Here is an 11,332-nt window from a genome sequence, read left to right as displayed (position 1 = left end):
AGCCACTACTTTGGCGACGGATTCTCCCGCGCTTTTGATGTGACCTTTACCGGCCGGGACAACACTTTGCAACATCCCTATCAGACCAGTTGGGGTGTGTCCACACGTCTGGTGGGCGCCATCATCATGACCCACGGCGACGACGAGGGCTTGATTCTGCCCCCGGCTGTGGCACCTTATCAGGTGGTCATCGTACCCGTGGCTTCCCACAAGCCCGGCGTGATGGAAAAAGCGGAAGAGCTGCGCGCCCGTCTTTCCAAATTCTGCCGTGTCAAACTGGATGCCAGCGACAACAGCCCGGGCTGGAAATTTGCCCAGTGGGAGATGAAAGGCGTGCCTTTGCGTCTGGAAATCGGACCCAAAGACATGGAAAAAGACCAGTGCGTGCTGGTGCGCCGCACCGACCGTGAAAAACTGTTCTGCCCGCTGGCGGACCTGGAAACCGCGATTCCCGAGCAACTGGGTCAAATCTCCAAACAGATGTATGACCGTGCGCTTGAGAACCGGAAAAATCGCACCTTCACCGCCACCACGATGGACGAAGTGATGGCCATTGCCGACAAAGAGAGCGGCTACATCAAGACCATGTGGTGCGGCGACGAAGCCTGCGAGGAAATGATGAAAGAAAAAGTCGGCTTGTCCAGCCGCTGCATGCCCTTTGAACAAGAGCATTTGTCGGACGTGTGCCCGTGCTGCGGCAAACCTGCCAAAGCCATGGTGGTCTGGGGCAAAGCCTATTAAAAAACACACCTTTTCTTTACAGGCGGCAGATGCAACATCTGCCGCCTGTGTTGTTTCAAAGAGTATGCAAAGAAAGGCAGAGAGCGATGCTGTTTGAAAAAATTGAAAAAAGCACCTGGCCCCGGCGCGAATATTTTGATCACTATTTTTCCCACGTGCCCTGCACGTACAGCATGACCGTGCGGCTGGACGTGACCAAAATCCGGCAGGCGGGTCTGAAATTTTATCCGACCATGCTGCACGCCATCACCACCATTGTCAATCGGCACGAAGAATTCCGGACGGCTTTTAACGAAAAGGGCGAGCTGGGCATTTACAGCGAGATGATTGCCTGCTACACCATTTTCCACAAGGACTCACAGACATTTTCCAATCTATGGACTGCGTACGAGCCTGAGTTGCACACATTTTGCGCCGCCTACGAACAGGATCTCAAACAATGGGGCACGAACAAGGCTTTCAACGCAAAGCCCAATCTCCCTGAAAACAACTTTCCGGTCTCCATGATTCCCTGGACGGTCTTTGAGGGATTCAACTTAAATCTTCCCAAGGGACAAAACTATCTGCTTCCCATTTTTACCATGGGAAAATACTACCCGGAAAATGAAAAAATCCTTCTTCCCCTGTCCGTTCAGGTACACCACGCTGTGTGCGACGGATTCCATTTGTGCAGATTCATAAACGAATTGCAATCTCTGTTGGACCAGTATCCCACTTTGAAAGACGATTCTGTGGGATGAAAGGAGTCTGCGCCATGTTCGGTTTGTATGTGCACATTCCCTACTGTGCTTCGAAATGCCGGTACTGCGATTTTTATTCCGCCGCTGGCAACCACAACGTGCCCGACAGCTATGTGGACGCTTTGTGCCGGGAAATGGACCGGTTTTCCCCCTGTGGGTCCACGCCCCTACGGCCGGACACGCTGTATTTCGGCGGCGGCACCCCGTCTCTTTTGACCGCCGCCCAGCTTGCCCGGCTCATCGACACAGCCGGGCCCGTGGCCGGTGCGGAGATCACGCTGGAGGCAAATCCAGAGACTGTTTCGAAAGAAAGCCTGGTAGCGTATCGCCAGGCGGGCGTAAACCGCATTTCCTTCGGAGTTCAGAGCGCATTCGACGTCCAGCTTGCCCGGCTCGGAAGACGGCACACGGCGGCCCAGAGCCGCCTTGCACTGCAATGGGCCCGCGAGGTGGGATTTGTCAACATCAGCGGCGACTTGATGCTGGCTTTGCCCGACTACACACTGGATGAACTGAAGGCCACCGTGGAGCTGCTTTGCGAGGGCGGCTGCACGCACATCAGCAGTTATCTGCTCAAAATTGAGCCGAACACCGTGTTCGGCCGCCGGCCGCCGGAAAATCTTCCCGACGAGGACGCGGCTGCGGATTTTTATCTGGCGGCGGTAGAACTGCTGGAGAAAGCGGGCTATGGTCAGTACGAGATCTCGAATTTTTCCAAACCCGGTTTTGAAGGACGCCACAACTTAAATTACTGGAACTGCGCAGACTATTTGGGACTGGGGCCCGCCGCCCACAGTTGCATGGGTGGCAAACGCTTTTACACCCCGGCCGGCACAGCCGCTTTTTGCGAAAAACCGGCGGAGTATGTGGCGGACGGTGCGTGCACGGCCGAGGACTTTATCATGCTGCAACTGCGCCTTACGTCGGGGCTGAATCTGGAAACGCTGAAACAAGCGTACGGAGTTGTGTGGGATGAAAAAAAATTCGCCTTTGCACAGCGGCTGCAGGAAAGCGGCCTGGCCCGGTTTGACGGCCATACGCTCGCTCTGACACCCCGGGGAATGCTTTTGCAAAACAGCATTTTGGTGGAATTGATATAAAAAAACAGCGGACGGCGCCGAGCGCCGTCCGCTGTTTGGTTCTGAACAAATTTTTCGGTGCATAGAATAAAGCAAAAGCGGTCAAGCCTTCTCATCCAGGTAACCAAAGGGTGCGATCTGGCACACCTCCACGATGTGATCCCGCATCCACATCTCCGGGCTGCACTGGACAAGATAGCCACAGCCTGGGTCCGCCATCCAGAGTTCGGGCCGGCGCTTGGGCATGCCCCGCTGCGCCAGCATGCTCATGATGACACCGCCGTGCGTCACGCAGGCAGCCTCTTCGATGCCTGTTTTCATCATGTACTCGAACATGCTCATCAAAACGCCTCCGCAGCGCTTGTGGAAATCCGCCAGAGGCTCGCCCCCTTCCGGAGTGAAGTGCTGAGCCGGGTCCATCCATTTCTTGAAGTCCGCATCGTTCACCAGCTCCCGGATCTTGCGGCCCTCAAACACACCGAATCCGTTCTCCCGCAGATCCTGCAAAATGATCTTGTTCTTTGCCTCGGGGAACAGAATGTCCGCCGTCTCCAGCGCCCGGGCCAGAGGGCTGGCAAACACTGTGGCGGGCTGGGGGTAGACAAACTGCGCTTGCAGTGCCCGCAACTGCTGACGTCCTTCTTCACACAGAGGTTCGTCGGTGCCGCTGCCCAGATACACCCCATCCAGATTGCCCTGAGTGATGCCATGGCGAATCAGCGTCAGACGGTAATTTTTCATAAGATTCTTCCTTTCTTTGGCCATTTTCGCAAAAAACAGCGAAATTTTAAAAAAATTTTTTTATTTTTTTCTTTGTGTCCATACTACATTTTGAGCATCGTGCCCCCATGTGCTCCATACATATTGAGAGATGTGTCGAAATGCCCCAAAACCGCGGATTTTTTTGCCCGTTTTGGATATTTACAAAACGTTTTTGCTGGTTTATAATTTACCATACGTAAACATCGAGTGCAGGGGCAGTCTGTTTTTTACGCCGTTTTACCGCCCCTTTATTTGCGATGTCCATTGTGAAGGAGTATTTTGAATGTCCGAGTTTAGCCGCATTATCACGCTTTTGCGCAAGGAAAAAGGAATTACGCAAAAACAGGCCGCCGAAAAGCTGGGTGTTTCACAGGCGCTTTTGTCGCACTATGAAAAAGGAATCCGGGAATGCGGTCTGGATTTTGTGGTGCGTGTGGCGGACTTTTACGGCGTGTCCTGCGACTATCTTCTGGGCCGCAGCCCCGACCGAAACGGACTGACTTTGACCGTAGAGGACATTCCGAACCCTGAAACTACCAAGGACAGCGTGTTCCACGGCAGCGTGCTGCCCACCTTCAACAAAAAGCTGATTTCCAACAGTTTGAACATTTTGTACGACAAACTGAACGACTGCCCGGACAAAGGTCTTGTAAGCGAAATCTCGGCCTATCTGATGATCGCGGTGTACAAGATGTTTCGTCTATTATACAACGCCGGGCCCAAAAACGCCAGCAATCTGTTTGGCGTGCGCAAAAGCGTGTACTCCGGCTACGCGGATGCAGCCATGCACGTGGCCGAGGCCAATGTGGAGGCCATTTTGTCGGGCGAGGACATTGGCACCGGCACTACGGTGAAGGACACCAGTGCGTTCAGCATGACCACCGAAAAGCTGTCCAAGGAATATCCCTTGTATGCCACCAGCTTGTTCAACCTAATCAAGACAAGCGAGAGCCGCATCGATCGAAAAAAATAAGCAAAAAGCCGCCTGCGGGCGGCTTTTTTTCATGCGTCGGTCCGCTCCAGCACGGTCTCATAATAATACTCCGCCGTCCTGTGCACCCGCAGCAGTCCCTGCTGGGTCCACAGGCGCAGCCGCCCGGCCAAAAATGCGTCCAAAACGCCGGGCAAGCGCACTAAGGCACGGCCCACCACGTCACCCGCTGTGAAACTCTGCTTTTTTGGCATACTTTGCCGCAGCACCCCGTCGAAAAAGTCCTCGGGCACGCCCGCAAGGCTTCCGTTGAGCATGACCCGCAACGGTGCGCTCTCTGATTGGGACATCTGCCACAGATTGGCCCAGGCGCTGCGCTGCACCGGGTCCACGGGCGTTTCCAAGGGCAGAAAAGTGCACCAACGCTCCGGGCTCAATTCACCCAAGCCTCGGATGGAACACAACGTTCCGTCCGGCCGGGGCCACAGCAGCGGCACACACACGGCGCTCACCGGGCCCCGAGCACTTTGCAACAGCGACATGGCCAGCAAAAACAGGCACCACTCTTCTCCAGCGCACGCGGTCCACACCCGCACAGGCTCGCCGCTCTCGGCCGCGACCCGCAGCCTTTCCAGCGCCTGCCGGTTGCGCTGCGCCTGCTCGCGGGCGGCGCACGCGAAATCCGGATATACCGCACCGTACAGCCGGCGCAACACTTCGGCGCGCCCGGTTTGAGCCGGGCAATCCCGCAGGCTTCCCACGCTCAAGGCCAGTTCCAAACACACCACATCCCGGGAAACTTCGGCAAACTCCGGTCTCTTTGCCGCCATTTTCAGGCTTGCACCGGCGCTTTTGCCGCACACAAGCTCCAGCATTGCACCGCCCTCCTTTTGTTTAAAATGCCCCGCTTTCTGCGGGGCATTGCCATTTAAAATTCTGCGGGCACAATGTCCCGGTTTTCGTTGAACGCAATGGGCTGCGCCTGGTTGCGGGTGTAGCGCAGCATATCCCGCACCCGGTTGCGCTCCTCTTTTGTGTACAAAATATAGGCAGTGCCCTCGTGCCGGGCGCGGCCTGTGCGGCCGATGCGATGGGTATACTGCTCGTTGGATTCGGGAACGTCGTAGTTGAACACCGCATCCACCTCAGATACGTCAATGCCACGGGCTGCCACGTCCGTGGCCACCAAAACCGGGATCTGGCCGGCTTTAAAGCTGGCCATAATTTTGTTTCGCTCTGCTTGCGAAAGGTCGCCGTGCAGGCAATCCACCCCAAAGTTCAGCCGGGCAAGCTGGTTTGCCAGCATGGCGGTCGTATACTTTTGATTGCAGAACACCATGACCCGCTTATACCCGTTTTTCACGATCAGTTCCGACAGATCCGCCAGCTTGTTGCGGCCGGTGGTCAGCATCATGTACTGGTCGATTTTTGGCATGGACTGCTCCACCGGCTGCACAGTGATCTCCTCTGCGTCCCGCTGGTAAAGCCAGCCGATGTCCATCACCTCGCGGCTGATGGTGGCCGAGAACATGGCCAGCCGCTTGCGGGACTTGACTGTGTCCAAAATGTGGCGCACATCTTTGTAAAAGCCCATATTCAACATCTCATCGGCTTCGTCCAGAACAATGGTCTCCACATGCGACAGATCCACGGTGCGGCGTTTCATATGGTCCTGCAAGCGGCCCGGAGTGGCCACAACGATTTGCGGCCCCTTTTTCAATTGCTCGATCTGGCGGTTCATATTGGCTCCGCCGTATACGCATACCACCCGTACCTCGGGGTAAAAATGGGCCAAATCCCGCAAATCTTCGGTAATCTGCTGGGCCAGCTCCCGAGTGGGGGCCATGACCACCGCCTGAGGATACTTCTTATCCACGTCCAGCCCCACGATCAAAGGGATGCCGAAAGCACAGGTCTTGCCTTCCATCATGGGCGGAATGGCTTTTTCCTGCACCTCCGTCATCTCGGTAAAGCCCATGCGCTCCACGGCCTTGTGGATCTGCTCGGGCACATTCAATTCGCGATATTCCATGTTGGTTCTCCTGACATTTCGATTTTCCTTTGCTATGATAGCACATTTTGTCGCAAAAAGGAACATGAGCATCGGGCACACATTGGGAGCCGCCGGGGTCGTTTAAAAAAATTGTTCAGACCATTTTACAAGTGCATACAGACGCGATATAATGAGGGAAAGACCCTGGGGTAATTTTGGTGAGAAATGAGGAGCACACATGAGAAAATGGATTCTTACGCTTTGCGCGCTGGCGACCGTTTTTTCGCTGGCGGCCTGCAGCAGTGCACCGTCGTCCGCTTCGACTCCGGCCTCTGAGCCCGCGTCGTCCGCTTCGACGGAATCGGTTTCGGAACCTGCGTCCGAATCAACACCGGACGAGAACACGCAAGCGGATTACACCGCCTATTCCATTGAATTCGATGTCCCGGAAGGCTTTGAGCAAATGGATGCCACAGGCACCGGTACAGCCGCGCTCTACCAGGCAAGCGATGGTTCCAGTGTGAACGTAGTGATCATGGAAAACAATGGCTCTTTGGCCAGCGATGTGGCAATGGAAGATTTGGTGGGACCTTTGGAGCAGGCTTTCTCCGAGCAGTTTGGCGAGGAAGTGTACCTGCTGGACGTGAAGTTTGAGACAGGCACTCTGGGAGTATGCCCCTATTACCGGCTGGATTACAGCGTAACTGTGGCCGGAGTTGAGCTTTATCAGACCGCTCTCGGCATCAACGCCGACCGGGCCTACACCATCACCTACACCGACACGACCTACGGCGGCTGGAGCGAGGCATTTGAACAGTCCATCGACAGCATCAAATTCGTAGAGAGCACTCAAACCTAATGAAAAAGAGGGCCGAATGGCCCTCTTTTTTTGTGCGCTATATCAAAGCATGCGCCGGAACCGTTTACAAAAAAGGGAGCCGGTCATTTTACAAGTGCAGACGGACGAGATATAATAAAGAAAAGACTCTGGGGTAATTTTGGTGAGAAATGAGGAGTACACATGAGAAAATGGATTCTTACGCTCTGCGCACTGGCGACCGTTTTTTCCTTGACCGCCTGCGGCCAATTTCTGCTGCTTCCTTTTGTCTGGCTTTCCCGGCCCATGCCACCTGAATCCGAAGCGGCCTCTGAATCCATCTCATCTCCGCAGATGGATTACACCGCCTATTCCATTGACCTCTACTTCCCTGCCGGCTTTGAACAGGTGGATGCCACAGGCACCGGTGTAGACGTGTTCTACCAGGCACCCGATGGCTCCAATGTGAACGTAATTACCACGAAAAACAATAGGCCCCTGGCCAGCAATGTAGCGATGGAAGATCTGGTGGAACTTTTGGAGCAGGCTTTCTCCGATCAGTTTGACGAGGAGGTACACCTGCTGGACGTGAAGTTTGAGACAGGCACTCTGGGAGTATGTCCCTATTACCGGCTGGATTACAGCGTAATTGTGACCGGCACTGAGCTTTACCAGACCGTTATCAGCATCAATGCCGACGAGGCCTACACCATCACTTACACCGATACGACCTACGGCGGCTGGAGCGAGGCATTTGAACAGTCCATCGCCAGTATTACGCCCGTAGAGAAATAGGATTGAACAAAAAAAGGGGGGCCGAACGGCCCTCTTTTTTGGTGCGGCATATAAAATCGGGCCCCGGCATGTGCCGGGGCCCGATGCTTGTCCGCATTTATTCTGCTTCGCCGGACAGACGGCGCTTCATGATTCCGCTGGCTTTGAAACCCGGAATTTTCGTGGGCACCAGTTGTGTGGACACCTTGGTCTTGGGATTGGTGTAGGCCTTGGTCTGACGCTCGCGCATCTCAAAACGGCCAAACCCCGCAATGGTGACCTTGTTGCCATCCTGAAGCTGGCCGATGATGTGATCGAACAGAGAATCCATCACCCGTTCCACATCCGCACAAGACAGCTCCGTCTGTGCCGAAACAGCGGTGATCAACTGTGACCTTGTCATTTTTCTTCAGAACCCCCCTTGTAAATCATGATACCCCTTCCCGGGCTTTTTCTAATTCCCACTATACGCCGGAAAATCACATATTACAAGAGTTTTTTCAAAAAACATCGTATTTTTTTCAACATTTATACTTTTTTATATACAAAACATACACAGACTTGACCAACATTTTAAAACGATTTGTATATTTTATTGTATATATAATTTAAAGTAAATTTCTTTTTAAAAAAACACGACCCGCCGCATGGTTTTTTGCGGCGGGTCGTATTTACACAAATCAGAACAAAGTGGACAGATCTACTAAGTCCACATCCCGCAAAGTGCGCTTTGTGCGCAGGCACTTGATGAGCACCCGGGCGGTATCGATGGCAGTGAGACAGGGAATGGACAGCTCCACGGTTTTGCGGCGAAGCTGCACGCTGTCATGGGAGGGAATGCGGCCCTTGGACGAAGTGGAGACCACGTAGTCCACAAGACCGGACTCCAAGAGATCGCGCAGGTTGGGGCGCGGCTCGCTGAGTTTGCGCACCTCGTTGCAGGCGATCATATTGCGGCCCAGATGATAGGCCGTACCGGAGGTGGCATACAGCTTGTAGCCCAAATCCTTAAAGTTCCAGGCAATGTCCTCCAGCTCTTTTTTGTCTGCATCCTTGACCGTGAGGATGACGCACTTGCCGGGGGTGGGATGGCGCAGGCTGTATCCGGCGCCCACCAGGCCCTTGAGCAAAGCGTCCTCGAAGTTGCGGGCGATGCCCAGCACCTCGCCGGTGCTCTTCATCTCCGGGCCAAGCTGCGTGTCCACGTTGTGCAGCTTTTCAAAGCTGAACACCGGAACCTTGACGGCGCAGTAGTCGCCGGTGGGGTACAGACCGGTGCCGTAGCCCATGTCCCGCAGTTTCTCGCCCAGCATGCAGCGCACGGCCAAGTCCACCATGGGCACGCCCGTGACCTTGCTGATGTAGGGCACGGTGCGGGAGGAACGGGGGTTGACCTCGATGATATACACCTGGTCGTTGTACACCACGAACTGAATGTTCATCAGGCCCACCACATGCAGCGCACGGGCCAGGCGGCCGGTGTAGTCCACAATGGTGCCCTTGATCTTCTGTTTCAAGCTCTGAGGCGGATACATGGAGATGGAGTCGCCGGAGTGGATGCCCGCGCGCTCGATGTGCTCCATCATGCCCGGAATGAGGAAGTCCTCACCGTCACAGATGGCGTCCACCTCGCACTCGGTGCCCATCAGGTACTTGTCCACCAGAACGGGGTTTGCCATGTCCACGTGGCTGGTGATGATGGCCATGTACTCCTTGACGTCGTTCTCGTTGTAGGCGATGATCATGTTCTGGCCGCCCAGCACGTAGGACGGACGCAGCAGAACCGGATAGCCCAGGTCCTTGCCTGCGGCCAGAGCCTCTTCGCAGGTGAACACAGTGTGGCCCTTCGGACGGGGAATGCCGCACTTCTCCAAAAGTTCGTCAAAGCGCTCGCGGTCCTCGGCCTCGTCGATGGCGTCGGCGGAAGTGCCCAGGATCTTTACACCGGTCTCGGACAGGTGCTTTGTGAGCTTGATGGCCGTCTGGCCGCCAAACTGGACTACGCACGCCCAGGGTTTTTCCGTGGCAATAATATGGTCCACGCTCTCCGGGGTCAGGGGGTCGAAGTACAGCCGGTCGCCGGTGTCAAAGTCTGTGGACACGGTCTCGGGGTTGTTGTTGACGATGATGGCCTCGCACCCATGCTGTTTCAGCACCCAGGTGCAATGGACCGAGCAGTAGTCGAACTCGATGCCCTGACCGATGCGGATGGGGCCGGAGCCGAATACCAGCACTTTTTTCTTGTCCGTGGGATGGGCGGCGATGAACTCGGCCGCCTCGTTCTCCTCGTCAAAGCTGGAGTAGAAATAGGGGGTCTTGGCGCTGAACTCGGCGGCACAGGTATCCACCATCTTGAAGCCGGCCACCATCTTTTCAAAGGGCAGCTCCTTGAGGCCTGCAAGGCGCAGGATGGTCTTGTCCATAAAGCCCTGCTTTTTGGCCTTGCGGTACAATTCCTGCGTCAGCTCGCCATTTTTCAAAGCAAGCTCGGTATCGGCCAGCTTTTTGAGTTTTGCCAGGAACCAGTAGTCAATTTTGGTGATGTCGTAAATCACGTCAAAGGATACGCCGCGCTTGATGGCCTCGTACACGGTGAAGGACCGATCCGAGTCGCACCGGTGCAGCCGCTGGACGATCTCGTCGTCGGGCAGGCTCTCCAGTTCGGGCAGCGTCAGAGTCTCAAGGCCCAGCTCGATGGAGCTGACGGCTTTCATCATGGCGTGCTCAAAGCTGGTTCCGATGGCCATGACTTCGCCGGTGGCCATCATCTGAGTGCCCAGGTCCTTTTTGGCGTACACGAATTTATCAAAAGGCCATTTGGGGAACTTGACCACGCAGTAGTCCAGCGCGGGCTCAAAGCAGGCGCAGGTCTGACCCGTGACGTCGTTGGGGATCTCGTCCAGGCTATAGCCGATGGCGATTTTGGTAGCCACCTTGGCGATGGGGTAACCCGTTGCCTTGGAGGCCAGCGCCGAGGAGCGGGACACACGGGGGTTGACCTCGATGACCGCATACTCGAAGCTGTCGGGTTTCAAAGCGAACTGGCAGTTGCAGCCGCCCTCGATGCCAAGCTCGGTGATGATATTCAAAGCGCTGGAACGCAGCATCTGATACTCTTTGTCGGACAAAGTCTGGCTGGGAGCCACTACGATGGAGTCGCCGGTGTGCACGCCCACGGGGTCAAAGTTCTCCATGTTGCACACGGTGATGACGTTGCCCTTGCCGTCGCGCATGACCTCGTACTCGATCTCTTTCCAGCCGGCGATGCACTTTTCGATGAGCACCTGATGGATGGGCGACAAACGCAGGCCGTTGGTGCCGATCTCCCGCAGAGACTCCTCGTCGTCGCAGATGCCGCCGCCGGTGCCGCCCATGGTGAAGGCCGGCCGCACGATGACCGGGTAACCGATGACCTTGGCAAAGTCCAAAGCGTCGTCCAGGTTTTCCACCACTTTCGAGGGGATGACCGGCTCGCCCAGTTTCTCCATGGTGTCT

General features: G+C 55.4%; 11 protein-coding genes. 6 read left to right on the top strand and 5 right to left on the bottom strand.

Features of this window, described 5'->3' with window-relative positions; all coding sequences use genetic code 11:
- The 3 genes from AB5H98_RS10850 to hemW form a co-directional block, all read left to right on the top strand.
- Positions 1-741: proline--tRNA ligase (locus AB5H98_RS10850; protein ID WP_367925918.1), on the top strand; the 741-nt coding region annotated here is incomplete at its 5' end.
- 86 nt (positions 742-827) lie between these two features.
- Positions 828-1,481 (top strand): type A chloramphenicol O-acetyltransferase, encoded by a 654-nt coding sequence (gene catA, locus AB5H98_RS10845; RefSeq protein WP_367925917.1) that lies wholly within the window; start codon positions 828-830, stop codon positions 1,479-1,481.
- A gap of 14 nt (positions 1,482-1,495) precedes the next feature.
- Complete coding sequence (hemW, locus tag AB5H98_RS10840; protein ID WP_367925916.1) at positions 1,496-2,581, top strand: radical SAM family heme chaperone HemW; 1,086 nt, start codon at positions 1,496-1,498, stop codon at positions 2,579-2,581.
- A gap of 81 nt (positions 2,582-2,662) precedes the next feature.
- On the opposite strand, the gene AB5H98_RS10835 is transcribed toward hemW, so the two are convergent.
- Positions 2,663-3,301: a histidine phosphatase family protein gene (locus AB5H98_RS10835; RefSeq protein WP_367925915.1), complete on the bottom strand. Its 639-nt coding sequence runs from the start codon at positions 3,299-3,301 to the stop codon at positions 2,663-2,665.
- Between the two features lie 304 nt (positions 3,302-3,605).
- Between AB5H98_RS10835 and AB5H98_RS10830 the strand changes: the two genes are divergently transcribed.
- Positions 3,606-4,295, top strand: coding sequence for a helix-turn-helix domain-containing protein (locus AB5H98_RS10830; protein WP_367925914.1), 690 nt, complete (start codon positions 3,606-3,608; stop codon positions 4,293-4,295).
- Positions 4,296-4,324: 29 nt separating this feature from the next.
- Here the strand turns inward: AB5H98_RS10830 and AB5H98_RS10825 are convergent, their stop codons facing one another.
- Both AB5H98_RS10825 and AB5H98_RS10820 read right to left on the bottom strand, forming a co-directional pair.
- Complete coding sequence (locus tag AB5H98_RS10825; protein WP_367925913.1) at positions 4,325-5,128, bottom strand: DUF1835 domain-containing protein; 804 nt, start codon at positions 5,126-5,128, stop codon at positions 4,325-4,327.
- A 53-nt stretch (positions 5,129-5,181) separates the two neighbouring features.
- Positions 5,182-6,285, bottom strand: coding sequence for a DEAD/DEAH box helicase (locus AB5H98_RS10820; RefSeq protein ID WP_367925912.1), 1,104 nt, complete (start codon positions 6,283-6,285; stop codon positions 5,182-5,184).
- Positions 6,286-6,484: 199 nt separating this feature from the next.
- Between AB5H98_RS10820 and AB5H98_RS10815 the strand changes: the two genes are divergently transcribed.
- Positions 6,485-7,105: a hypothetical protein gene (locus AB5H98_RS10815; RefSeq protein ID WP_367925911.1), complete on the top strand. Its 621-nt coding sequence runs from the start codon at positions 6,485-6,487 to the stop codon at positions 7,103-7,105.
- Between the two features lie 162 nt (positions 7,106-7,267).
- The gene (locus AB5H98_RS10810; RefSeq protein WP_367925910.1) at positions 7,268-7,858 is read left to right on the top strand and encodes a lipoprotein; all 591 of its coding nucleotides are present in this window, start codon (positions 7,268-7,270) and stop codon (positions 7,856-7,858) included.
- 97 nt (positions 7,859-7,955) lie between these two features.
- Here AB5H98_RS10810 and AB5H98_RS10805 read toward each other — a convergent pair whose 3' ends face one another.
- Positions 7,956-8,240 carry an HU family DNA-binding protein gene (locus AB5H98_RS10805; protein WP_367925909.1) on the bottom strand — a complete coding sequence of 95 codons (285 nt, stop codon included), beginning with the start codon at positions 8,238-8,240 and terminating at the stop codon, positions 7,956-7,958.
- 277 nt (positions 8,241-8,517) lie between these two features.
- Positions 8,518-11,332: carbamoyl-phosphate synthase large subunit (gene carB, locus AB5H98_RS10800; protein ID WP_367925908.1), on the bottom strand; the 2,815-nt coding region annotated here is incomplete at its 5' end.

Source organism: uncultured Ruthenibacterium sp. (assembly GCF_963558415.1).
In the GTDB taxonomy this organism is placed as follows: Bacteria; Bacillota; Clostridia; order Oscillospirales; family Ruminococcaceae; genus Ruthenibacterium.
Note: the sequence above shows the minus strand (reverse complement) of the source record. Positions and strands in the feature narration are given on the sequence as shown.

Coding starts and splice junctions, on each gene's coding strand:
- catA (WP_367925917.1), top strand. CDS start 828: ATGCTGTTTGAAAAAATTGAAAAAAGCACCTGGCCCCGGCGCGAATAT.
- hemW (WP_367925916.1), top strand. CDS start 1,496: ATGTTCGGTTTGTATGTGCACATTCCCTACTGTGCTTCGAAATGCCGG.
- AB5H98_RS10835 (WP_367925915.1), bottom strand. CDS start 3,301: ATGAAAAATTACCGTCTGACGCTGATTCGCCATGGCATCACTCAGGGC.
- AB5H98_RS10830 (WP_367925914.1), top strand. CDS start 3,606: ATGTCCGAGTTTAGCCGCATTATCACGCTTTTGCGCAAGGAAAAAGGA.
- AB5H98_RS10825 (WP_367925913.1), bottom strand. CDS start 5,128: ATGCTGGAGCTTGTGTGCGGCAAAAGCGCCGGTGCAAGCCTGAAAATG.
- AB5H98_RS10820 (WP_367925912.1), bottom strand. CDS start 6,285: ATGGAATATCGCGAATTGAATGTGCCCGAGCAGATCCACAAGGCCGTG.
- AB5H98_RS10815 (WP_367925911.1), top strand. CDS start 6,485: ATGAGAAAATGGATTCTTACGCTTTGCGCGCTGGCGACCGTTTTTTCG.
- AB5H98_RS10810 (WP_367925910.1), top strand. CDS start 7,268: ATGAGAAAATGGATTCTTACGCTCTGCGCACTGGCGACCGTTTTTTCC.
- AB5H98_RS10805 (WP_367925909.1), bottom strand. CDS start 8,240: ATGACAAGGTCACAGTTGATCACCGCTGTTTCGGCACAGACGGAGCTG.